The 26,064-nt window shown below is 46.4% G+C and carries 13 protein-coding genes; 6 read left to right on the top strand and 7 right to left on the bottom strand.

Translation table 11 applies throughout. The features are described 5' to 3' along the window. Nucleotides 1-25: 25 nt before the first annotated feature. From ACE1CM_RS16695 to gyrA, 5 genes are all read right to left on the bottom strand, one after another. Nucleotides 26-1,285 (bottom strand): GUN4 domain-containing protein, encoded by a 1,260-nt coding sequence (locus tag ACE1CM_RS16695; protein ID WP_374878635.1) that lies wholly within the window; start codon nucleotides 1,283-1,285, stop codon nucleotides 26-28. Between the two features lie 488 nt (nucleotides 1,286-1,773). Further along, nucleotides 1,774-2,778 carry a serine/threonine protein kinase gene (locus tag ACE1CM_RS16700; protein ID WP_374878636.1) on the bottom strand — a complete coding sequence of 335 codons (1,005 nt, stop codon included), beginning with the start codon at nucleotides 2,776-2,778 and terminating at the stop codon, nucleotides 1,774-1,776. Nucleotides 2,779-2,961: 183 nt separating this feature from the next. Beyond that, nucleotides 2,962-4,446: an amidophosphoribosyltransferase gene (gene purF / locus ACE1CM_RS16705; RefSeq protein ID WP_374878637.1), complete on the bottom strand. Its 1,485-nt coding sequence runs from the start codon at nucleotides 4,444-4,446 to the stop codon at nucleotides 2,962-2,964. A gap of 179 nt (nucleotides 4,447-4,625) precedes the next feature. Next, complete coding sequence (locus ACE1CM_RS16710) at nucleotides 4,626-8,729, bottom strand: AIR synthase-related protein (protein WP_374878638.1); 4,104 nt, start codon at nucleotides 8,727-8,729, stop codon at nucleotides 4,626-4,628. A gap of 727 nt (nucleotides 8,730-9,456) precedes the next feature. After that, nucleotides 9,457-11,958, bottom strand: coding sequence for a DNA gyrase subunit A (gene gyrA, locus ACE1CM_RS16715; RefSeq protein ID WP_374878639.1), 2,502 nt, complete (start codon nucleotides 11,956-11,958; stop codon nucleotides 9,457-9,459). Nucleotides 11,959-12,167: 209 nt separating this feature from the next. On the opposite strand from gyrA, the gene ACE1CM_RS16720 reads away from it, so the two are divergent. Further along, entirely contained in the window at nucleotides 12,168-12,566 is a 399-nt protein-coding gene (locus tag ACE1CM_RS16720; protein WP_374878640.1) for a response regulator, read from the top strand. Nucleotides 12,567-13,010: 444 nt separating this feature from the next. Here the strand turns inward: ACE1CM_RS16720 and ACE1CM_RS16725 are convergent, their stop codons facing one another. Next, a complete protein-coding gene (locus tag ACE1CM_RS16725; protein WP_374878641.1) occupies nucleotides 13,011-13,295 on the bottom strand; it encodes a hypothetical protein in 285 nt (94 codons plus the stop codon). Nucleotides 13,296-13,425: 130 nt separating this feature from the next. Continuing rightward, nucleotides 13,426-14,313: a tetratricopeptide repeat protein gene (locus ACE1CM_RS16730; protein ID WP_374878642.1), complete on the bottom strand. Its 888-nt coding sequence runs from the start codon at nucleotides 14,311-14,313 to the stop codon at nucleotides 13,426-13,428. 590 nt (nucleotides 14,314-14,903) lie between these two features. On the opposite strand from ACE1CM_RS16730, the gene ACE1CM_RS16735 reads away from it, so the two are divergent. The 5 genes from ACE1CM_RS16735 to ACE1CM_RS16755 all read left to right on the top strand — a co-directional run bounded on the left by ACE1CM_RS16735 (nucleotide 14,904) and on the right by ACE1CM_RS16755 (nucleotide 26,024). Then, the gene (locus tag ACE1CM_RS16735; protein ID WP_374878643.1) at nucleotides 14,904-16,970 is read left to right on the top strand and encodes an efflux RND transporter periplasmic adaptor subunit; all 2,067 of its coding nucleotides are present in this window, start codon (nucleotides 14,904-14,906) and stop codon (nucleotides 16,968-16,970) included. A gap of 114 nt (nucleotides 16,971-17,084) precedes the next feature. After that, nucleotides 17,085-18,299, top strand: coding sequence for an ABC transporter permease (locus tag ACE1CM_RS16740; protein ID WP_374878644.1), 1,215 nt, complete (start codon nucleotides 17,085-17,087; stop codon nucleotides 18,297-18,299). Nucleotides 18,300-18,549: 250 nt separating this feature from the next. Beyond that, nucleotides 18,550-19,323, top strand: a complete 774-nt coding sequence (locus ACE1CM_RS16745; RefSeq protein ID WP_374878645.1) for an ABC transporter ATP-binding protein — start codon at nucleotides 18,550-18,552, stop codon at nucleotides 19,321-19,323. 261 nt (nucleotides 19,324-19,584) lie between these two features. After that, a complete protein-coding gene (locus ACE1CM_RS16750) occupies nucleotides 19,585-20,592 on the top strand; it encodes an aspartate/glutamate racemase family protein (protein WP_374878646.1) in 1,008 nt (335 codons plus the stop codon). A 293-nt stretch (nucleotides 20,593-20,885) separates the two neighbouring features. After that, on the top strand, nucleotides 20,886-26,024 hold the full coding sequence (locus tag ACE1CM_RS16755; protein WP_374878647.1) for an amino acid adenylation domain-containing protein: 5,139 nt from the start codon (nucleotides 20,886-20,888) through the stop codon (nucleotides 26,022-26,024). The last annotated feature ends 40 nt before the right edge of the window (nucleotides 26,025-26,064 follow it).

Here is a 26,064-nt window from a genome sequence, read left to right on the forward strand (position 1 = left end):
CGAAAGTAGGCTGAGTCATTCACCCTTAGAGCAGTTCTGCATGAAGCCAGAAACGGTTAGCCAGATAGCTATTAATGAGCGAAAAGCTAACTCTAATTCCTGGCCTGATTCCTCGTCTCTTTAGAGCGAGGAGCGGCTCAAGCCATCCTACGCGATCGCCCAGGCGGCATTCTGTTTCATCATCCACTTTTCCGCCCACTTCTTGCCAGATGCGCTTCTGCACGCTAAAGCCGAAGCGCCCATTGCTGTATTTTACCCAGAGTTGGTCAATGGCGCGGAGGTCTTCACAGGGAAAGTTTTTGATGGAATCGGAATCAAGCCAGCCTTCTTTTGTTCTCCCAGCCACCTGAAGCATCACCTTTGCCGTTTCTTGATCCGCCTCTTTCCACTTCCCAGCTTGAAGCAAATCCCGCAATTGCCGATATCGGGGTAGAACTTGTTCGCTATCCTCCTGACTGGGGAACAAAGCCAACCAATCCGACACAGAAGCCGGACGCTGATTGGGTTCAAATTCCAATCCGGCAATAATAGCCCAGTTCAATTCATCGCTGAGACTGGCTACGTGACTTTGAGGTGGAATTAATTCCTCACCATCCCTGCGATCATAAGCTTTGGTTGGATATTCACCCGTTACCGCATAGTACAGCGAAGCAGCCAGGGTGTAGATATCCACCCTTGGGGCGCTATAGCCTGGTTTTCTGCGAAGTAACTCATAGGGTGCAAATATCTCATTGCCAAACAGCTTTGAACTAATGGAGATAGGAACAATTTCTCCCGCCAACCCAAAGTCAATCAGCACCGCCGAAACAGAATTTCCCCCTGTTGTATGGCGCAGCATAATATTTCCAGGGTGAACATCCCGATGCACGATGCCCTCGCGATGTACGACTTCCAACGCCGAAGCAACTTGCCGAATATACTGTACCGCTTCCGCTTCCGGTAACCTGCCTCGATTGCGAACTAGATGAAACAAGTTCTCCCCTGGAATAAATTCCATTACCAAACAAGGAGTTCCTTTTTCATCAAACAGGTCATTCACCCAGACAATATGAGGATGGCGACAGCGCTGACACAATTGAGCGAGTAACCGTCCTTCTCGGCGAAACTTTCTTACATAACTGGTATATTCCGGGTCGGATTGTAGCGTTGGATCGGGCGTTTTGATTACAACATGGGTGTTAAACTCGGTGTGGAGTGCTTTGTAAGTAATTCCAAATCCCCCGCGTCCCAAAATTCTTTCAATTCGGTATCTCCCGCCCTGTAACTCCTGCCCATCCCGAAACATAAAGGTTTTTTGGATAACTGAGTTAATTTTTACACAGCAGCCAGGTTAAAATCCGGGCTGCGGGAATCTTGATGATTGAAGTTGGGGATGCATAACCAAAGATGCGCGTCGGGGTACGGCAATATAGATATCTCAGTTTGAGATTGATGATTGATGATGCCGTGCCCCTACAGTGTGATATCACAGATGCGGGTCGGGGCACGGCAATATATATCTTTCGATTTGAGGTTGATGATTGATGATGCCGTGCCCCTACAGTTTGGGATCGGTAGATTTATATTTTATCAACTGCAATGTTTGACCCCTCCCCAAACCCCTCCCCGAAGCGGGGAGGGGCTTTCCAGACCCCCCTTTCCCTCGCTGCGAAGAACTTTCCGGCCCCCCCTTTCCCTCGCTGCGAAGAACTTTCCGGCCCCCCCTTCCCTCGCTGCGAAGAACTTTCCGGCCCCCCCTTCCCTCGCTGCGAAGGGGGCTGGGGGGTTAGGTTTTTATTTATTCCTAGATGGAGTTGGTATCTCCACAGGTGTTGCAGTGGGAGAAGGTGATCCAGGAGGTTTTAAATAAGCAACCAAAGCTACAATAGCCGCTAACACTCCCGCTAATGATCCTACTGCTGCCCAAACAGTCATCGCATCCGACTGAGGAAAAGGAATAGCAATTTGTTGTTTCAATCCCAATAAACTTAACCATTCTTGCATTGTCTGGGGACGATTTTTTCCTTCTAATTGCATCCCTTCAAGAATGGCATGATTCACGCGATCGGAAATTTGAGGATTCAACTGTTTAGGCGGAATTAATTGCACTTTGCCATCTTTCAAATCTTGAGCATCCGGCGGCACTTCCCCGGTTAAAACTGCATACAATGTCGCCGCCAAGGCATAAACATCGGTATAAGCGCCCTTCTCTCTTTTATCGCCATACAATTCCAGCGGGGTAAATCCTGCCGCAATAACGTGACGGGATAAAGGATAATTAAATCCCCGTACTAAGTCAAAATCAATCAACACGGCTTCATACTTTCCCGCCCGAATCATAATATTTTCTGGCTTCACATCTCGATGCACCCAATTTAATTGATGCACCTCGATCAAAGCTTCTCCAATTTGCTGAATGTAGCGCAATGCTTCTGGTTCTGGCAAAACTCTTTTGACTAACCGATTCAGCGTATCCCCTGGAATATATTCCATGACGATACACCCTTGCTGCCCTTCCCTAAAAGTATCGATGACTTTGACAATATGGGGATGTTTGTGTAAAAGTCGGATTTTTTCTGCTTCTTCTAGAAACTTGCCTTCTAACTGAATTCGTTCTTCTGGGGTAAGTTGATTTGTTTGGATTTGTAAGTTCAGTTCGTCATCATTTAGAGTTTTGATAACCACATCTTTACCATTTTTATCTTTAGCAAGGTAGGTGATACAGTAGCGACCTTGCCCTAATTTTTGTTGAATGATATAATCGTCGTTCTGTAATGAATGATTGTTAGGCCAAACCATAAAGCAATTCTCAACCCGCATTGATTGCAGATTCAATCACAGAGATTTATTTTCCGGAGATTGGCGATCCCCCCCCAAGCCCCCCTTGATAAGGGGGGTTTGGGGGGATCTAATGGTATTAGATATAAATAAGCGATCGCACACAAAATGCGATCGATCCCATCAAACTCAAGTTAAATCCAATTAGCTAACTGCCACTTTTTCCAACATCAACTTAGACCGTTTCACCATCTCTGGAACTGGGATGGGATAATCGCCAGTAAAGCAGGCAGAACAGAAGCTGTTGGGATCTTCCCCAGTAGCTTTGAGCATTCCTTCCCAACTGAGATAAGCTAAGCTATCAACGTCAATTTGTTTGGCTATTTCTTCCACCGATTTCGTAGCAGCAATTAACTGGTCTTGACTATCGGTGTCGATGCCGTAGAAGCAGGGGTGCGTCACTGGCGGCGAGGAAATTCGCATGTGAACTTCAGTTGCACCTGCATCCCGCAACGCCTTGACCAGTTTGCGACTGGTGGTTCCCCGCACAATCGAGTCATCTACAATCACGACGCGCTTGCCTGCTAAAACATCTTTGAGGGGATTGAGTTTCATGCGAATCCCCGCTTCGCGCATTTTTTGCGTTGGCTGAATGAAGGTACGACCGACGTAGCGATTTTTAATCAATCCTTCTGCGTATGGGATGCCAGATTCCTGGGAAAATCCGATCGCAGCAGGTATGCCAGAGTCTGGAACTCCTATTACTATATCGGCTTCTACGGGTGCTTCTTCCCCTAACCGACGACCCAACCGCAGGCGATAGGTGTATAAACTTTCACCTTCCATGATGCTATCTGGACGGGCAAAGTAAATCATTTCAAAGATACACAGCTTGCGCTGAGGTTTTTGCGTCCAGTGGAACGATGCTAAACCTTCTTCGGTAATCCAGACTAATTCTCCGGGTTCCACATCCCGCAGGTATTCTGCACCGATAATGTCTAAACCGCAGGTTTCGGAAGCGAGGACGTAGCGGACTGGATTGCTGCCAAAGGTGCCAATTACTAGGGGACGGATGCCGTTGGGGTCGCGGGCGCCCATTATACCCTCTGGGGTGGCGATCGCTAAACTAAATGCACCAAGACATTTGTGAAACGCACGAATCGCCCCTTCTAACCAATCTTTGCCTTCGTTGATTTCCAGGGCGATCGCATGGGCAATCATTTCCGAATCTGTCGTAGTTATTAGGTTACAGTCCCGCCGCAGCAATTCTTCGCGCAACTCTGCTGTATTGACAATATTGCCATTATGTGCTAAAGCAAGCGAACCTAAGCGAGTTGCGACGACAGCGGGTTGGGCGTTGACAACGCGGCTAGAACCTGTAGTCGAGTAGCGGGTATGACCCACCGCCAACTGACCCACGAGATGTTGCAATATGGATTCGTTAAACACTTGGGAAACCAACCCCATCTCTTTGTGCAGGTGTACCTGCTTGCCGTCAAAGGTGGCAATTCCTGCCGATTCCTGTCCCCGGTGCTGCAAGGCGTACAAACCAAAGTAAGTTAATTTGGCGACATCTTCTTCTGGTGCGTAGATACCAAAAACGCCGCACGCTTCTTCTGGTTTATCGGGTGGCGCCTCGCTAGCATTGGCAGAATGTTCGTCAGCAGAGAAGGGATGATTGGGGATCATTGCTACGGCTTCGCTCCTAATTAAGATCTTGAGTCAGGGGAATTGCTTGAGGACGGAAAAAGTTAGAAAAGTTGACCTATCTTAATAATGTCTTAACGATACCACCATTAAGCACAAATACTCCGGGAGTAGCACCAAATTATGGTAGCGAAGCGAGTCGGTCAACTTGGCAGAGGGTACTAAATCTTTAAGCGCCGTTCGATGGCGTTGTAATAGCGATCGCTCATATCTGACATGCTAGCGTCGATTAGGGGAATGCGATCGTCGGTAAATATTCGTAAATTGCTGTCGGTATTTCCAACTTGACCGATTTTTTCCCAAGCTGAGGGGAGATTTTCCTGTAAATAAGATTCCCAGGGACAGGCGGACTCAGGCGATACAGAGACGATAATTCTGGCACCGCCTTCACCGAAGAGGAAGCCTTCCCAACGCACAGACGTATCCTGCTTTACATGTAAATTCACCTCTGCACCCAGACGATTGCCGAGACAAGCTTCTGCCAAAGCAACTGCCAGACCTCCCTCTGCACAGTCGTGTGCCGAATTTATCCAACCATTACGAATGCCCTCGCGAGTAACTGCTTGCACGCGTCGTTCTAAATCAAAATCGACGATTGGGGGTTTTCCGGCAACGGTATCGTGAATCGTTGCCAAATATTCAGAAGCACCCAAGGTGACGCCATCCTGCTTGCCTAACAGATAAATCAAATCGCCTGCTTTGTGCCAACTTTGACCGCAAATGCGCGCCAGATCTGGAATTAAGCCTACCATACCGACAACGGGGGTCGGATAAATAGGTTGAGGGTTACCTTGCCGATCGAGGGTTTCATTGTACAGAGAAACATTCCCACCCGTGACGGGTGTTTTAAATTCGCGACAAGCATCGGCAATACCGCGACAAGCAGAGGCGAGTTGCCAATATCCAATCGGTTTTTCTGGACTGCCAAAATTAAGATTATCTGTCACTGCTAAAGGTTCTGCACCAACACAGCTAATATTGCGCGCAGCTTCAGCAACAACTGCTTTTGCACCTTCATAAGGGTCGAGATAGACGTAACGGGAATTGCAATCAACAGTAGCAGCGACACCTGATTTTGGATTGTTATCTTCAACATCTCTTGTGGGGTGGGCATCTTGGCCGCCGACTGGGACTGCCAAATCTCTTGTGGGGTGGGCATCTTGGCCGCCGACTGGGACTGCCAAATCTCTTGTGGGGTGGGCATCTTGCCCGCCGACTGGGACTGCCAAATCTCTTGTGGGGTGGGCATCTTGCCCGCCCATGTCCTTGGGCAGGCGAGACGCTTGCCCCACAAGAGGATGATCTTCCAAGGGACGCAAGCGAATTACAGCTGCATCTGCACCGCCTGGTAACATGACAGTATTGTTTTGCACTTGATGGTCGTATTGGCGATAAACCCAACGTTTGGATGCAATTGTCGGAGTATCCAACAGGGTCAGTAAAATATCCGTCCAAGATTGCAACTTGCCTTGGATTTCAATTCCATTTGTTGTGGAAGGGGGTAAAGAATCTGGAGTCCATTCCCAAGCTTTGCGCGCATATTCTGGCGGTTCGGCTAATAACTCGCGATGGTAAATTGGGGTATTATCTGCCAAAGCAGTTGCTGGAACTTCTGCGGCGACTTCCCCTTGAAATAAAATCCGCACAATCGGTTCTTCGATCACAGTTCCTGCGACAACGGCATGGAGTCCCCAGCGATGGAAGATATCAATTAATTCTTGTTCGCGACCTTTGTGGGCCACAAAGAGCATCCGTTCCTGGGATTCTGATAATAAGTATTCGTAGGGAACCATGCCTGTTTCGCGATGGGGAACTTTATCTAAATCGAATTCAATGCCCACGCCGCCTTTTGCTGCCATTTCAGAAGTAGAACAGGTAATACCTGCTGCACCCATATCTTGTGCGGCGACGACTGCACCTGTTTTGAACGCTTCCAGACAAGCTTCAATTAAAGACTTCTCTAAAAATGGGTCGCCGACTTGCACTGCTGGACGGTCATCCATGGAAGCATCGCTGAGTTCTGCACTGGCAAAACTTGCGCCTCCCATGCCGTCTCGTCCCGTCGTAGAACCAACGTATAAAACGGGATTTCCGATTCCGGATGCACCTGCTTTAACTATTTCTTTTGTTTCCATTAATCCGAGTGCCATTACATTCACTAACGGATTGTCAGAATAGGCAGGATTGAAATAAACTTCCCCGCCTACTGTGGGGACGCCGACGCAATTATGGGTAACGATGCCAGAACTTGTAGCGAAAAGATGGGTATTGTCTACCTCGATATCATACACATCGCATTCATCTACATTGTTAATTTCTCTGCTCTTAATCTTGACAAATGCCAACTCATTCGATACTGATAAACTCGGCACAGAATATTTTGTCCCGTTCTCGCCAGGACTGACGCAAAACAACCCTGTTTCTCCCACAAATCCTGGGTTTCCAGTCGCGATATTGCCGCATAAACCGGGTTTTTCGCCCCGCTTGCGTAAGATGCAAAACAACCCGGTTTTTCGCAAAAATCCTGGGTTTCCAGTCGCGATATTGCCGCATAAACCGGGTTTTTGGCTTCGCGTGCTAGAGTCCTGATAGCGAGTAATATCCTCACCTAATTCGGCGTTGCTTTCTGCACCAAATACATTGATTAATTCTGCCAATCCAGAAGTAACTTCCAATTGCCACATTGGTAAGCGCTGATGCTTGCGACCTTGAATTTCTCCTTTAGCAGCACGACGATAATAGATATACGGGATGGACCCCTGGATTTGAATCAGCATTACAGTTTGCTCAAATAGTTTGCGGCTGGTTGTCGCCAAGGCGATTTTGGTATCGCCTCGGATTAAACCTTTCAATGCTTCATATTGCAAATAGCGAGGCCATTGGAAAACACAAGCGGGAAAAGCCTTATCACTCGCACAAATACCGCATTTCCAAAGGTTTTTCAAAGCGTGTCCTAACAGCCATGAAGTTGCCTGAACGGCAATTGTGGAATCGCGTTTTTCGATACAGGGGTTTAGTCCTAAATTCTTTAATCCCTGCACAACATCATCGACGTATTCGCTTTCGTCTAGTGCGAATGTAAAAATGATTTTATAGGTATTCCCGTTTGGAGAAACACATCCTTTTGAGAGATAGTAGCCGAGTAAACGTGCAAAGGTTTCATCAGGTTGGATAACTGCATTTGCGTAATTGGCTTTACCTTGTCCCAGACGAATATCCGAGGGGGAAATATTCAGTATTGGTTCTATAGGATATTTCAAGTAGCGACTGCTTGCAGAAGGTTTGATTTCGCGCAAAGCTTTGCGGATGATATCTGTAGGTTGCCAATTGGGTGGTAAGTCTACATAAACATCTTTATCACCGTCCTGTTCGTCCAAAGTACCGAGCAAATTGATTGGCGATACATTTTCTTTGCCATTTTCTCCTTCTGGAAATGGCATATTAATTAATATGGGAATTTGGTCGCCGACTTTTAACAAGTGTGCTTCGCGGATGCACCATTTGCCGTTTTCGAGTATTAATGTTGGATGCTCTGGCGTTACCGTAATCCTGCGACCCAAAGCTGTACGAATCGTTACCAGTTTTTCAGCACGTCGCTTAAATATCCGCCGCACGGGTTGCCAACAACTTTGCAGCGTATCGGCGTCTAGGGAAAGGGTTTCAACTGAAGTAGAGGGTGTTAGCTCAACGGTGGTTTTCCCTGGTTGCAAACGCGACTCTACAAAGTTGCCGATGGTATCGAAATGGACACCACGGTCATCGCGCCAGATAATTGTCTCGCTGCCAATCAAGCAATTACCATAATGGGAAATTCCCTCAACTACGCCAGTAAATAATCTGCGAGTTTTGGCATCATCTAAAGAACCGAAGCGGAGGGAATTTAAAACAGCAATGGGACGCGCACCCATTGTAAAGATATCTCGTAAGATACCGCCGACTCCGGTGGCTGCACCTTGGAAGGGTTCGACGGCGGAGGGGTGATTGTGGGATTCTATTTTAAAGGCGAGGCGGAGGCCATTGTCTAAGTCTACCACTCCGGCGTTTTCTCCGGGGCCGACTAGGATGCGATCGCCCTCGGTGGGAAACTGCTTTAATAAAGGTCGAGAGTTCTTGTAACAACAGTGTTCCGACCACATGACGCCGAACATTCCCAACTCAGCTTTGTTGGGATGACGCCCGAGTCGCTTAACAATTTCTTCGTACTCTTCGGGTTTAATACCAAGAGTGGCAATTTCGTTGGGGGAGAAAGGGGAAGTAGGAGACATGGAACCTTTGCACAGATGGCACAGCCTTTTATTTTATCGGGAATTGCGGCAATCAATACGTTATTGTAAGTTTTTTATTAGTTTGCGTACGCCAGCGCTTCTCGATCAAGTTGCTGACTAATCCGTTTACCTTGAGCAACTATAAAACTGGTTTTGGTAATTGGTAACTGGTAATTGGTAATTGGATTCATTGGTAGTCTACTCTTGAAGTCATCAACCCGGTTTCTGAGTAGACGATTTTTCAGAGAACCCGGGTTTTTTTGCCAAGATTGCAACCGTATGAGGTACACCTGAGTTTGTCAAGCGCGCAGCATTAAGGGTGCTTGCACACCAAGCCAAAAGGCTGTACCTGACTCGAAAAGCAATCTGCTCAGGAATTATATCATGTCCGTTGAATCACCCGTAATAAAAACCTTCTCTTGTGCGTTTTCTTGTAGGGAACATCAATTGGTTAAAAGTTTTTTCACGCAGCTGTTGGATGTTCCCTACTCCTAATTTAGGGTAACGACCGGACATGATATTACGCGCGACAAGACCATCACCTTTGTTTCGACCTAGATTTCTAGTTTCCTTTCCCAAGGATTTTTCAGAGAAACTTTGGTGTTTGCCTAAGTCCTGCCGCTGTAAAGGTCGCCCCGAACGATGGGATTTGAGCTAACGCAAAAAAGTGAGAATTGCACTAAGTAATAGGTAATGGTAAAAGCAATTACCCATTACCCCTTACCAATTACCCATTACCCATTACCACATTGATAATTTTCTCATCGGCATTGAGTTGGACAATCCGATCGCCCATCCCATCTTTCCCATAAAACTGTACCGACTTCACTCCGACGCGCACGACTCGCCGTTCGGTGACTAAAGTTACCTCCGCTGATTCTTTTGCCCCTACCATGCCAACTAAATTATCGATTCTGCCGATAAATTGCATCATCTGAGTCCCTATTTCGCCGATATTAACCAGTCGTAGGGCGCTAACTGGCATCCGTTTGGCATACCCTAATGAAGAGACTAGCAAGATATTTTCATTCGGAGAAAGGGTTAAACCGCCGACTAATTTTTCTTGCGATCGCAACCTTACTGCCTGTATCCCCTGGGCGGTTCTACCCATTATCGGCAATTGTTGCTCGTTAATTTGAAACCGCAACACGCGCCCGCCAGAGGTTGCCAAAATAACTTCTTGACGCTGGTTAGTCAGGCTAGCATAGCTGACTTTATCGTTATCTTTTAGCTTGATTAAAGTGATGCCCCGCGCGCTCAAACTGGCAATTTCTGTTGCGGGTAGTCGCTTAATCCGCCCCTGAGAAGTCAGAATTATTAAATCGGCATTGTCTAGTTTTTCCGGCAACAAAAAGTAAGTCGCAATTGTTTCGTTAGCCGCTTGCGCCCCATTGGGAAGTAACAAGGGTAACGGAGTCCCCCGACTTTGTCCAGAAGTTTGGGGAATGTCCTTTACTTTAACCGAATAAGCTTTACCGCTGTCGGTTATTATTACTAATTCTGCACCCGTATTAGACACCTGAGTTTTAACTGCAAAATCATCCCCCGTTTTTAGGGCAGTAGATTTTCCATTCTTCGACAGTCGTCGCACATACCCTTTTTGAGTAAATTCTAAAACGACTTCTTCTTCTGGTAATGGGTCATTGGTAATTGGTAATTGGGGGGTGGCATTTTTCGCTCCCCTGCTCTTATTCTCCTCTACTCCCTTGCTCGCTTGCTCCTCTACTTTTGCAGCTTTATGAATGCGAGTCCGACGCGCATCGCCGTATTTGCGTTTGAGGGCGCGCAAGTCTTTCTTTAAAGCTTTGAGGAGTTCGTGACGATCGCCCAACAACCGCTGCAACTCGTCAATTTTGGCAGATAATTCGTCAAACTCTGTCTGCAACTGCTGTCTTTCTAACCCCGTCAATCGTCGCAACGGCATCGATAAAATCGCATCGCACTGGCGATCGCTAAAATTAAATCTACTTTGCAGCGTTAATTTAGCGCTACTGCCATCGGGCGCATTTCTGAGAATATCAATCACCGCGTCTAACTGAGAAAGCGATGTGAGCAAACCTTCTACCAGATGGCGGCGTCTCTCTGCTTGTTCTAACTCGTGGGTATATTGACGAGTCAGGGTTTGCTCGCGGAAACTGAGAAATTCTTGTAATACCTGCTGCAAGCTTAACTGACGCGGCTGTCCGTCTACCAACGCCAACATAATAGTGCCAAAGTTGCTAGAAAGTGCAGTTTGCTTGTAAAGCTGTTCTAGGACATCTTGGGGATTGACCTCGCGTTTGAGTTCGATAACGACGCGCATCCCGTCGCGATCGCTCTCATCCCGCAAATCGGCAATGCCTTCAACTCGCCCCTGATTAACTAATTCTGCTACCTTTTCGATCCAGCCAGCTTTATTCACCTGGAAAGGCAACTCAGTCACTACAATAGCTTGTCTGCGATGCCGTCCCCGACTTCCCTGAATTTCCTCAATTTTGATCGCACCCCGCACCGTAATGCTGCCTTTACCCGTCGAGTAAGCTTCCCGGATGCCTTCAATTCCCACAATTTCGCCCCCGGTGGGGAAATCTGGTCCTGGAATCAGTTCTAGCAGCTTCTCAAACGGCAATTCTGGGTTATCGATCAAGGCAATTAAACCATCCACCAGTTCCCCTAAATTGTGCGGCGGTACGTTAGTTGCCATTCCCACCGCAATTCCCGCACATCCGTTGAGTAACAAAAACGGCAGTTGGGCAGGCAATACGCTTGGCTCTTGCTGGGAATTATCGAAGTTGCTGATAAAATCAACTGTAGCCTCGCCAATCTGCGACAGCATCGCCTCGTGACTGATGGGAGCAAGGCGGGTTTCCGTATACCGCATTGCCGCCGGAGGGTCATCATCCACCGAACCAAAATTACCATGTCCCCCCAGGAGGGGGTAGCGACAGGAAAAGTCTTGTACCATCCGTACCAGGGCGTCATAAACCGCCTGATCGCCGTGGGGGTGATATTTCCCCAGCACGTCCCCCACCACGCGGGCGCACTTGCGGTAGGGACGATCTGGTGTTAATCCCAACTCGTGCATCGCATATAAAATGCGACGATGGACGGGTTTCAACCCATCGCGAACATCGGGTAATGCTCTCCCAACGATGACACTCATGGCATATTCAAGATATGACCGTTGCATCTCGGTGTGCAGGGCAGTAGTGATGACTTGTCCCGAGAGAAGGTTTAGTTGTTTAGCCATGAGTCTAATTCCTTATGAATACAAAAAAATAACAAAATTGGTCATGAGTCGTGGGTCATCGGTCATGGAGAGCGGTCGCCTTTGAACAACTGACTGCTCTTTAGGCGCATCTACTGACCAGCGATCAAGGACAAATGACTCTTTTCACAGTAGTATCAAACGGCAGAAGCAAGGGTGTCTTACTCTAAATTAAGTAAAAAGGAAAAGCCATGAAGACTGTTCTGATTGTCGAAGACGATCCGATAAATTATCGCGTTTTCTCCAAGATTCTCACCAAGCGGGGAGGTCTATCGGTTCAGGGAACCGAGGACGTGGAAGAGGTGATACAAATTGCCCAGTCCGGGAAAGCTGACTTGATTTTGATGGATGTTTCCCTGGCTCGCAGTGTATACCAAGGTCAGGCAGTTGATGGCATTAAGATCACCCAGATGCTCAAAGCTGACCCCCAGACTGCCAACCTTCCTATTATCCTGGTCACAGCTCACGCGATGGAGGGCGATCGCGAAAACTTTCTCAAGCAAAGCGGTGCGGATGGATACATCTCTAAACCCGTGGTCGATCATCAAATGTTTGTGGATCAGATTATGGCACTGCTGCCCAAAGATTAAGTAGCTTGTGCCCCACGGATCCCCCCAACCCCCTTAACCAGAAGATAGTGGCAAGAAGGCTCGCTTGTTGCCCCAAGCCAGCTTGCCCTTGTTATTAAGTACTTATGTACTATATTTAGCTGTTTGGGGCAAATACCGAGGGCGTTCTGGAGAAAAACCCTTTCTGCCAGGGTCGGTAGCCAAATTTTGCTACTGGGTTTTTGGCATCGGATAAATTACCATTTTTGCTGCTGCCGTGCAAGAGTGCAGATCGCTTTTGCCTTGGCTAGCAACGCTGCAAGCCTCCTATAGACAAGGGAGTTATTTCTGCCACGCTGCACTGACCGTATATTTGATACTTTCTCTCGTGTAGCACGGCAGGTGCTTTTCCAGCCATTATTTTTAGCTTATTTTAACATTTTTGCGGTGGTTTTTAGCCGCAATCTTACTAATTAAAGTTGCTAGTTAATAGTTGTGACAGCGGTAATTGGTAATTGGTAATTGGTAATTTCCCAGTAGGATTACGATAGAGACTGAAGTATCAGGAATTACGCAAACACCAAAGTTTCTCTGAAAAATCGTCGCCAGAGAACTAGAGAGCGACGCAGAAACTTTGGTGATAAGATCGTCGCGGGTAAATCCTGAGTATTTGAGGAGAATTGGGTCAGAATTAGTATTAAAGATAATCGGTTTTTCTGCCCTGGAGAAGGTGCAGAGTTTCAGATAGAACAGCAAAATTGTCAGCAGCAAGAGGAGCGGGTGTGCAGGTGTGCAGGTGAAGTCAATTTAACTTGTTTTTTCCCTAGAAACGATCGCAATGCTGCTTAAATCCCTTGTACAATCCCACGTGCATACCTGCCCACCTGCCCCTATGCTCAACTTACCGGGGAGGGCGTTGCTGTTGTTGCGCTCGCTGCTCTTGCGCTTGAGCAATTGTCGCTTGAATTCTGGGGGTAGCGAGGAGTTTTTGGGCATCTTGAATCAAGCGATCGCCCCAAAGATTTTCCTTTAAAAAGTCTACATTGGCGTAACGATCGTCGGAGCGCAGCGCGGCTTCTCCCAAGGCGATGCCTTGTTCGCGATCGCCTTTAGCATACAATGCCACGGCGAGCGCCAGTTGGGGTTCTGCGGCTTCCTTGTCAATTTCCACCGACTTGCGCCACATAGCTATCGCCCCGTCTATATCGCCTTGTTCGTATTTAATCAAGCCGATATTGGTCAGTGCAGGCCAAAATTTTGCTTCCGCCGCGATCGCTTTTTCATAAGATGCGATCGCTTCGGGAAACTTCCTTAACTTATAATAGGCGTTGCCCATATCAAATAACGCTTCCGGTACATTGGGTTTAATTTTTAACCCAGCTTGGATTTCTGCGATCGCTTGTTCGTATAGCTGCTTTTGAAAGTAAGCCGATCCCAATGCAAACAAAATCGTCGATTCATTGGCATTCAAACTCTTCGCCTGCTGCAACGCGGCAATTCCTTTATCTATCTCATCGGATTGTAAATACAAGCCTCCCAACAAAAACCAAGCTTGAAAGTTCTTCGGTGCCAGCTGCGTTGCTAGCCTTGCCCGCGGCAGGGCCAGTTCGTATTGTTGAAATTGTGCCAACTGTGCTGCTTCCTGTGCCAAACTCAAACCCTGTTGCTCTAGCTGAGCCGAGTTGAGTTGCAGCGTGTGGGGTATTAATGCCTGCGCGGATGCAGGCTTGGTCATATTTAACAGACCAAACAGCAGGATAACAGAAAGCCAAGAATTGCGATTGGGCATATAGCCATTAAGACAAGAGGGTGTTTTCCAGCTTAAATCATAGTTGATTCACCAGGGCGAGGTAGATCTTGTTTGTGCAGGTGTGCAGGGGAAATTGGGAGATTGGGAAGGTGATGGAGGTGATGGAAGTGATGAACAGGACTTACCCACGAAGAGGCCATCACCTTTGTTTCAAGGTAGAGAAACCCGGTTTCTTTGCGTCAGTCCTGATGAAGATGGGGAAGAAATTACTTCCACTTCAAGAGAGGGGGGGATCTTCCTTGTCTTCTTTGTCTTCCTCTTCTTCCCATCTCCTCTGTCCACCTGCTCCTGGACCCACCTGCCCCTCTGCTCACCTACCCACCTGCCCAAGAGCCGCAGGTTTAGCCGATCGGGCGAAGCCGGATTCCCACCCCTAACCGTACTATGAGAATGGAACCGGAAACCGTTATCAAATCGTTAAGATTAAGAAAGATGAAGCAAAAAACGTCACGGTTTTCATCCCGATTGGCTCGAAGAAGTCTGGATTATATAAACATAAGGCTGGAAAACGGACGCTTAGGGCAACTCGGCGAAAATGTTCCTTACTCCCTGCTCGGAAAACCAAGCCCATGCAACTCCCTTTAATTGGTAAAAAAGTTGACCAGCGGACACCTTGGGTCGTCGGGTTAGTCGCCGCAGGTCTGTTGGCTGCTTCTGGTGGCACTTATGTGGCGCTGAATCGAGCAGCGCCCAAGACCGATGTGACGGCTTTAACCGTGCCGGTGGAATCGAAAAACCTCACCGTCAGGATTACTGCCAGCGGTACAATCGTGCCAATTCAAAGCGTCAACATCAGTCCTAAAACTTCTGGGATTTTGCGAGAGTTGCTGGTAGAGCAAGGGGATAAGGTGCAGGCGGGACAAATCATTGCCCGGATGGATAATTCCCAACTGCAAGCGCAGTTACTCCAAGCCAAAGCCAGCTTAGAGCAAGCCCAAGCCCAGTTGGCTAAAGTGCTTTCCGGGAGTCGTCCAGAAGAAATTGCCCAAGCTAGAGCGCGTCTAGCCGCAGCACAAGCTCAGTTAGCCGACGCGCAAGCGGGGAGTCGTCCGGAAGAAATAGCCCAAGCGCGCAGTCGTTTAGCCGCAGCCCAAGCGCAGCTAGCCCAAGCGCGTGCGGGGAGTCGTCCAGAAGAAATAGCCCAAGGGAGAGCGCGTCTAGCCGCAGCACAAGCGCAGCTAGCCGCAGCACAAGCGGGGAGTCGTCCAGAAGAAATAGCCCAAGCGCGCAGTCGTTTAGCCCAAGCCCAAGCGCAGCTAGCCGAAGCAGAAGCGGGGAGTCGTCCGGAAGAAATAGCCCAAGCTAGAGCGCGTCTAGCCCAAGCTCAAGCCCAGTTAACGGCGGCGAGAACTGCTAATCCCGAACAGATTGCCCAAGCTCAATCTCAAATACAAGCAGCCCAAGCACGAGTAGACTTAGCAAGCGAGCGTTTGAGTGCCAATCAATCTTTGGCACAGCAAGGAGCGATTTCCCGCGATCGCTTGCAAGAGGTAATCTCAGAATACCGCACCGCACAAGCTAATTTGGAAGAAGCCAATCGCCGTCTGGCACAAGTCCAGAATGGCACCTCGCCAGGGGAAATTGCTCAACGAGAAGCAGCGGTAAGAGAAGCGCAGCAAGCTTTAAATTTGGTGCTTTCCGGCACCAGACGCGAGGAAATTGCCCGCCGGGAAGCGGCGGTAAGAGAAGCGCAACAAGCTGTAAATTTGTTGCTTTCCGGCACCAGACGCGAGGAAATTGCCCAACGAGAAGCAGCGGTAAGAGAAGCGCAACAAGCTGTAAATTTGTTGCTTTCCGGCACAAGGCGCGAGGAAATTGCCCAACGAGAAGCAGCGGTAAGAGAAGCGCAACAAGCTGTAGATTTGTTGCTTTCCGGCACTCGAAAGGAAATAATTGCCCAGCGACAAGCGGCGGTAAAAGAAGCGCAGCAAGCATTAGATCAGCTGCAAAACGGTAGTCGCAGAGAAGATATTGCCCAAGCCGAAGCAACGGTAGCAGAAGCAAGGGGACGCTTGCAAGCAATTCAAGTGCAAATCGACGATACGATTATCCGCGCACCTTTCGCTGGCATCGTGACGCAGAAATACGCCAACGTCGGTGCTTTCGTGACGCCGACTACTTCAGGTTCTAGTTCCGCTTCTGCAACTTCTACTTCTATTGTGGCGATCGCCAGGGGTTTAGAAGTCCTCGCCAGAGTCCCAGAAGTCAATATCGGACAAATTAAACTCAACCAACCAGTTGAAATTATCGCCGATGCCTATCCCGACCAAACCTTTAAAGGTAGCGTCCGCTTAATTGCCCCCGAAGCAGTACTCGAGCAAAACGTTACTGCTTTCCAAGTACGAGCATCACTTGATACTGGGCAAGAAGCGCTCAGATCGGGAATGAATATCGATTTAACGTTCTTGGGTCAAGAATTACCCAATGCCCTCGTCGTACCTACGGTATCAATTGTGACTCAAAAAGGCAAGCAAGGCGTGATGGTACCGGACAAGGATAACAAACCCGAGTTTCGTCCCGTAACGATTGGGCCAACAATCGGCGACCAAACCCAGATTTTACAGGGAGTTAATCGGGGCGAGCGCGTATTCATCGACATGCCGAAAGATAGAAGACCAAAACCAGAGCTAGATTAGCTAATGGCTAATGGCTAATGGCTAATAGAAAATAGCAATTAGCAATTAGCAATTAGCAATTAGCAATTAGCAATTAGCAATTAGCAATTAGCAATTAGCAATTAGCAATTAGCAATGGACATTTTAGAAAGCGTAAAAATGGCGACGACTACCCTAACAGCAAATAAGCTGCGTAGTAGTCTGACAATGTTAGGAATTATCATCGGCAACGCTTCGGTGATTGCAATGGTGGGAATTGGACAAGGGGCGCAGCGGTTGGCATCCGAGCAATTTGAATCCCTTGGTCCTAACGTTTTGTTTATCCTTCCAGGTAATCAAAATGCCCAACGAAATCGAGACTTACCGAGAACATTGGTACTAGAAGATGCACAAGCGATCGCGCGCCAAGTACCCTCAGTTAGAGAAGTCGCACCGCAAATTCAAAGCCAACAAACAGTAACTTATCGCAACAAAAATACCAGTACCCAAATATTTGGCGTCACGCCAGAATTCCTGACAGTACGCAGCTTTGATGTTGCCAAAGGAAGATTTATTAGCAACGAAGATATCAAAAGCAATAACCAAGTAGTCCTTCTAGGTTCGGATGTGGTTAATAAAATGTTTGGTAATAGCGATCCAATTGGGGAACGCATCCGAATTAGAAATACCAGCTTTACAGTGATTGGAGTGATGCAACCCAAAGGTTCGTTTTTGGGAAGCAACCAAGACGATGCCGTGTATATTCCCCTCACGACAATGGCGAACCGCCTGCGGGGTAGAACTTCTCCCTATGGACTTTTGGTAGATTTTATTGCGGTTTCGGCTAAAGATACCAATAGCATCGGTGCGGCACAGTTTCAAATTGGCAATTTGTTGCGACTGCGGCACAAAATTACTAACCAAGATGACTTTACCATTAGAACTCAGCGCGACGTGCTGACAATTGTGGGTACGATTACTAATGGGTTGACCTTGATGTTGGCAGCGATCGCAGGCATTTCCCTATTAGTAGGCGGCATCGGCGTCATGAATATTATGCTCGTTTCCGTTACCGAACGCACCCACGAAATTGGACTGCGTAAAGCGATCGGTGCCACCGAACAAGATATCTTGATTCAATTTATGATCGAAGCAATTATTCTTTCCGCCGTCGGTGGTGCAATCGGTACTTTAATCGGCGTTGGCGGCGTCACCTTGGTGAGTGTCGTCTCTCCCTTAAAAGCAGGAATTTCACCCGCAGCAATTCTGGTTGCGACTGGCGTTTCTGGCGGAATTGGTTTATTCTTCGGCGTCGTTCCTGCGAGGCGCGCTGCAAAACTCGATCCGATTGTGGCATTAAGAAGCGCTTAAAAATATAGCGGGGGCGGGTTTATATAAACAGTCTTTTATTCTATACGACATGGTTGGTAAAACCCGCCCCTACACAACTGATATCAAATCCCTTGGCATCGGAATTACAAATCTCTCTTCTCTTTCTCTGCTTCCTCTGCGCCTGGAGCGGTTCATTAATTAGCAATATGACAACTGGCGGGGCGGGTTTAGATAAACAGTCTGCTATCGTATAAATGGTTGGTAAAACCCGCCCGGGAAACAAAACACTATGATAAATCAATTTTCAGATAGCGAAATTAAAACTCAACATTCGACGCTGACAGCGGTTCCCAAACACGTTATAATCCGCCTCGAAAATATCTATAAAATCTACGGTAGCGGCGAAACTCAGGTGCAGGCGCTACGGGATATTAATTTGATTATAGAAGAAGGCGAATATTGCTCGATCATGGGTGCGTCTGGATCGGGTAAATCTACCGCGATGAATATTATCGGTTGTCTCGACCGTCCGTCGTCTGGACACTATTATTTAGATCGGGTAGATGTGTCTTCTTTAGGAGATGCGGAATTAGCCAAAATTCGCAATAAAAAATTGGGGTTTGTCTTCCAACAATTCCACCTGTTGCAGCAGTTATCGGCGGTGGAAAACGTGATGTTACCGATGGTGTATGCGGGGGTTCCGAGTCAAGAACGACGCGATCGCGCAGTCGAAGCTCTCACCAAGGTAGGATTGGCAAACAGACTCAATAATAAACCAAATCAACTTTCTGGAGGACAACAACAAAGAGTTGCGATCGCCCGCGCCATTGTCAACCGTCCTGTGGTACTTTTAGCAGACGAACCAACGGGTGCGTTAGACTCTAAAACTACCCAAGAAGTGATGGATATTTTTACCGAACTCAACGCTAGCGGTATCACAGTTGTAATGGTCACCCACGAACCCGATGTAGCGCGTCAAACCAAACGAATTGTCTGGTTTCGCGATGGTGAGGTGTTGCATTCCCATCTCACCCCCGACGAAATCGGTCACGTTGCAGTATAGCGCTTGAAGAGGACGCGGTGACTCGGGGAGACGGTGACGCGGGGACAATCTATGTCTAAAGTCTGGTGATTCCAGCTGGGAAGAGGACGGGGTGACGTGGGGAGACGGTGACGCGGGGACAATCTATGTCTAAAGTCTGGTGATTTCAGCTGGGAAACAGTCAACTCGATTATGAGCAAGCAAAGGCTTTGTTTAAATCATATCTGACTCGTTTAGGGTTAGTGATGGAAGAGCTAACCGTGGCAATGCAGCAGGAAATCAATGAGTCCAAAAATCTCTTGTGTGTCTCTTAAGGCAGAGCGCGAATATTGTTTCGCCACTGCACAAGAAGCCATTGCAGCAATCGGGAGTTTCCCACAACGTTTAAATGCGATCGCCCAAGCGCAAAAACAGCGGGGAGAATTGGTGATCGACCAAATTTATCCCACAGAAGTCATCGCCATCAGACCACGAAGAACTCAAGCGCCGCCTTTAATTTTACTAGGTGGAATGGGACATTTGGCTGGTTTAGGAGGATTTGAACAAGCCTGTAAGAGGTTTCAAAATACTAGGGAAATCGTCCTCTTTCAAGCTTGTTCGCTGCACAACAGAACCTCGGTAATTGAGCATGAAACTTGCCAAAGTGCAAATTCTTCAGAACAGCAGTTTGTTACCATGTTCGCAGCAGCAGTGGTAAAAGCGATGGAGTATGTTCGCTCTAGTGAGAAAACCATACACATCATGGTTCTGTGCAATACGGCTCATTACTTTCTACCCAAAGTAAGACAGCAATTAAAGTACCATCACCCGCAAGTTTTTATCAGGTTGCAATGGTTCTCTTTGGTCGAATCTGTTGTAGACTATCTGCAATGGCAAAATCTGGGACAGCCTCTAATTCTCTGTACCAATGGCACAAAACAGGGGCGTGTTTACTCTCACCCACTAGAAAGAGCAGGCATTGCTTACACAGAACTGAACGATACCTTGCAATCAATCCTCATGGATGGTATATATCAAGGTGTCAAAGCTTTTGAGCGAGATTTCGCCTGCCAAGCAGGGGAAAAACTTTTCCGAAAGTTCTTGAAAACTGATTCGAAAATTGACTGTATCATTGCCGGATGTAGCGAAGTACCTTATCTATTAGACTGGTTAAAACTAACCGCATCTGATTCAGTGCAGCAGTTTCTATCCTCAGTAGAAATCATCGATCCTGTGCAGCTAGCTTTAGCAAGCACCAGCAAATGCGTTCAACTGTGTAGCTGCAGTCAAAAGATGGCGATAAATCGCTGACTACAAACGACGTGAACAGGTTTGTAGTAGGGACAATAGTCCTAAGCATGGCGATAAATCGCTGACTACAAACCACGCCAACTTTGTTTGGTAAACTGCTAGTATTTTGTGGATAATTCATCGAAGGGTGCATTTTGATCGGCTTTCACCAAAAAAGTGTTAAGCTGGTACGCATTTAAATCCAATAAAGAGGCGGGCAAGATGCCCACCCCACAAGAAGAAGGGAAAATTTGACTCTCAAATTAGGTGCGTAGCAGCTTAGCTTTGTTGATTTAGCTTAAAAGGAAATAATCATGACATCTGGATATCAACAAGTTCAAACTGAACCCAACAATCAATCCACGAAGAAGTTTATTACCTTCCCAAAAGAAGTAGAACAATCAATCCCAGAACGTTTTTTACAACAGGTAAAGTCTCAAGGCGATCGCCTAGCTATCAAAACCGATCGATATCAACTGACTTACCATCAACTTAATCAATTATCAAACCGGATTGCGAGGGGAATTCTAGCCCAATCTAAACCCGAACCAGAACCGATTGCCTTACTCTTAGCCAGCGATGCGCCCTTAATTGCAGCGATGCTAGGAGTGTTAAAAACGGGTAAGTTTTATGTTCCTCTAGATCCAGCCCAACCTCAATCTAGAATTGGTTATATTTTAGCTGATTCTCAAAGTCGGTTAATTATTACTAACAAGCAATATTTAAACTTAGCAAATCAGCTTGTTTTTGATGGTGTATCCATCCTCAATTTAGACGAATTGGATAGCAATCTATCATCAGAAGAACTGAACCTATCTCTATCGCCGGATAGCCTTGCATACATTATATATACCTCCGGTTCCACAGGAAAACCCAAAGGTGTGATGCAAGCTCATAACTATGTCTTGCATTTAACCAAAAGCTACACCAATAGCGGTAAAATTACCAAGCAAGACCGCTTGGCGTTGTTATATTCTCCGAGTTTTGCAGGCGCTGTGAGAGATATCTATTGCGCGCTTTTAAATGGAGCAAGTCTGCATTTCTTTGATGTTCAACAACTCGGACTGAATCATTTAGCTGCTTGGCTAAGAGATGCGGAAATTACAGTATTTTTTGCTGTAGCGACGATGTTTCGTCACTTCGCCATGACATTAAGGGGAGATGAACAATTCCCCAATTTACGCTTAATCTTCTTGGGAAGCGAGACAGTTTACGAACGGGATGTCCAACTGTATCAGAAATATTTTAGCGATCGCTGTCAACTGATAGTCAATTTAGGCGGTACGGAAGTTAGCCCCATTCGTCAATTCAAAGTCGATCGCGATACGCAGATAGCGACAAGTAACGTACCCGCAGGATATGCCGTAGAAGACCATGAAATTTTACTGCTTGATGAAGAAGGGCGTGAAGTTGGTGTGGGAGAAGTTGGGGAAATTGTTGTCAGAAGTCGTTATCTTGCTGTAGGTTATTGGCAACAACCCGAATTAACTGCGGCTGTTTTCAGTGTTGACAGCCAAAACCGCCAACAAAGATGCTATAAAACAGGGGATTTAGGTCGCTTCTTACCCGATGGTTGTCTCCTGCATTTGGGGAGAAAAGATTTTCAGGTCAAAATTAGAGGATATCGGGTTGAACTGAGCGAAATTGAGATGGCTTTATGCCGTTTGCCTGGAATAAAAGAAGCCGTTGTCACCACTCAGGGCGACTCTCTAGGTGAACCAATTTTAGTCGCTTACATTGTCCCTTCCGAGTCGAATTTAACTCTGGATACCCAACAGTTGCGAGAGGTACTCAAGGAACAATTACCCGCGTATATGTTACCGACAGCTTTTGTGAGCTTGTCAGAGTTACCATTAACTGCGACAGGTAAAATCGATCGTCGTTCCTTACCCGCCCCAACAGAAGTTAATTCTCAAGTATTCAAGGATTATCTGGCACCGCGTACCTGCACAGAGAAGAAAATTGCAGAGATTTATGCAGAAGTTTTAAAGATTAACCAGATTGGAGTTAACGATAACTTTTTTGAGTTAGGCGGACATTCCTTATTAGCCTTACAAGCGATTGTCAGAATCAACAAAGTTTTTGGCATCAACCTCTATGTCAAAGACTTTTTTACCTTAGCTACAGTAGAGAAACTGGCTAAGTATATCGAAAGTCAAGAATCCCAGGGTTTCAGTGTCACTGAAAATATTCACAAAATCGCCAGGACAGAGAATTTACCCTTATCCTTCGACCAACAGCGACTCTGGTTTATTGACCAACTCGAAGGCGCAAATTCAATCTATAACATTACTCGCGCCTTTAAGTTGCAGGGACAACTAAATATCAAAGTATTAGAGCAAGCAATTCAAACAATTATTAACCGCCAGGAAAGCTTACGCACTAGCTTCAAGACAGTTAATGGTTCTCCCGTAGAACACATTGTAGATGAGATTTGTTTCAGCTTGCCAGTGATTGATTTACAATCATTTCCCAAAGCAACGCGCCTAGCAGAAGCAGAAAAACAACTTACCCAAGAATGGCGAAAAACCTTTGATTTAACTCAGTCACCGCTATTCCGAGCCGTTGTGTTAACAATAGAGCCAGATAGCCACCTATTAATGTTTTCTCTGCACCACATTATCGGGGATGACTGGTCAGTTCAAGTCTTTTTACGGGAACTTTCAACGCTATATGATGCCCATTTAAACAAGATTCCCGCTAGTTTACCTTCTTTATCAATTCAATATGCCGATTATGCTCATTGGCAGCGTCAATATTTACAGGGAGAGGTATTAAACAACCTACTGGACTATTGGCGACAACAACTCGCTGATGCACCGGAGATTTTAGAATTACCCTGCACTCGCGCAGGCACAATTAACCAGCCTTTTGTCAGCCAAAAAATTCCGTTTCACCTGGGTGAAGATTTAACTCAAAAGTTAAAACAGTTAAGTCTGCAAAAAGGAACAACCTTATTTGTGACGATACTGACCGCCTTTTATACGTTACTCTATCGATATACCGATCGGCAGGATTTGGTTGTTGGAACCGGGTTAAGCAATCGGAATTTTTTAGAAACAGAATCATTGATTGGCTTTTTTGTCAATCTTTTGCCTTTGCGCTGTCAACTAACACCCGAACAAACATTTCAGGAACTTTTACTCAAAGTTCATCAAACCGCTTTAGAAGGTTATGCTCACGGGCAATTACCGTTTGATTTGCTAGTCGAAAATCTTCAACCACAACGTCATCCCGGTTACACTCCCTTGTTCCAAATTCTTTTTCTCTGGCAAAATGTGACAAAAGAAGTGTTACATTTACCCGGTTTAACCACCGAACCTTGGGAATTAGATAAACCCACCGCCGGAGCTACTTTTGATTTGACATTCTCGGTGCAAGAAACCAACGCCGAATTGCAAGGATACTGGGAATACAATACAAATATTTTGGATGCAGATATCGTTGAGGGATTAACAGAACATTTTCAAACCCTGCTCAACGCGATTGTGGCTGATTCTCAACAATCTATTTGCAAATATCCTTTACTCACCGCCGCGCAAAAACATCAACTGCTCGAAGAATGGAATCAGACTGATAGGATTTTCGACAATAAATTATGCGTGCATCAGTGGTTTGAAACCCAAGTAGAACAAACTCCTGATGCGGTGGCGGTGGTGTATGCAGAACAAACACTCACCTATCGCGAGTTAAATCAAAAAGCTAATCAACTCGCCCACCATCTGCAAAGTTTAGGGGTAAAACCAGATCAATTAGTTGGAATTTGTGTGCAACGTTCCCTAGAAATGGCGATCGGGATGTTGGCTATTCTTAAAGCTGGTGGTGCATACCTACCACTCGATCCAAGCTATCCCCAAGAACGTCTAGCCTATATGTTAGAAGATGCAGGGGTTTCTGTGTTGCTGACTCAATCTAAATTAACAGCTAACTTGCCTGCACAGGGAACCAAAGAAGTCTGTTTCGATCAAGATTGGCAATTGATTAGCAACTATAGCAGTGACAATCCAAAAACTGAAGTAATACCTACCAACTTAGCTTATGTAATCTACACATCTGGTTCAACCGGAAACCCCAAAGGCGTTGCTGTTCCTCACCAGGCGATTGTGCGCTTAGTCAGGGAAACCAATTATGTGCAAATCACTCCAGATGATTGTATCGCACAAGCTTCAAACGCCAACTTTGATGCAGCAACTTTCGAGATTTGGGGAGCGTTACTTAATGGAGCTAAAATGGTAGGAATAACCAAGGAAGTAATGCTTTCCCCAGAGCAGCTTTATCAGCAGTTAAAGAAAGATAAAATAACCATATTATTTATCACGACTGCACTGTTCAACCAATTAGTTAGCTTCCGTGCCGATATATTTGCATCGTTGAAAACGATATTGTTTGGAGGAGAAGCTGTCAACCCATCGTGGGTACAAGCAGTCCTCAAAAATAAACCTCCTGCAAGATTGTTGCACGTTTACGGGCCAACAGAAAGCACCACATTCGCCACTTGGTATTTAATAGAAGAAGTTCCAGAAGGAGCGACAAACATTCCGATAGGTCGTCCCCTATCCAATACAACCCTTTATGTTTTAGACAGTCACCTGCAACCTGTCCCCATCGGAGTTCCCGGAGAATTGTATATTGGGGGTTACGGTTTAGCCAGAGGTTACTTAAATCGTCCAGAATTAACAGAGCAAAAATTTATCCCTAATCCATTCAGCAAAATCCCAAGTCGCCTTTACAAAACCGGGGATTTGGTTCGTTACCTCACTGATGGAAGCATTGAGTTTATCACTAGAATTGACAATCAAGTGAAAATTCGCGGTTTTCCCATTGAACTGGAAGAAATTAAAGCCATTTTAGAGCAGCATTCCATTGTGAAAGAAGCTGTGGCGATCGCTAGAACTGACAGCGACGGAAATAAGCAATTAGTTGCTTATATTGTTCCTCAATACAGTCAAAATGAACTACTCGCCGACTTGCGGAATTTCCTGCAAGCTCAACTGCCAGAGTATATGATTCCTTCTGCATTTTTGCTGTTGGATGCTTTCCCACTGACTGTTAATGGGAAAATTGATACTCGCAGTCTTCCCGAACCCAATGCCAACCATGCTATCCGTAAAACGTCAGAAAATCCTCAAACTGAAATCGAACAAAAAATTGCAGAAGTTTGGCAGGAAATTCTCAAATTAAATTCGGTGGGGCGCGATGATAATTTCTTTGAAGTGGGGGGACATTCTCTCCTTTTGATTCAAGTGAATCAAAAGTTAAAAGCAGTTTTAAATGCGGAATTGTCGATGTTAGAAATGTTCCAATATCCGACAATTCGGGCTTTAGGGGAACGTCTGGGCAAAACTAAACCGGAATCTTCTCCAACAACGAAAGATGATAAAGGTCGTCGTCCAGAACGTCAAAATTTGCTGCAACAACAACGAAAAGCTAGACAACAAAAACGCAAAAGTTAATATTTAGTTATTTGCCGGTCAAAGAATATTTATTAATGAA

The sequence above is a fragment of the Microseira sp. BLCC-F43 genome (assembly GCF_041929235.1).
In the GTDB taxonomy this organism is placed as follows: Bacteria; Cyanobacteriota; Cyanobacteriia; order Cyanobacteriales; family Aerosakkonemataceae; genus Microseira.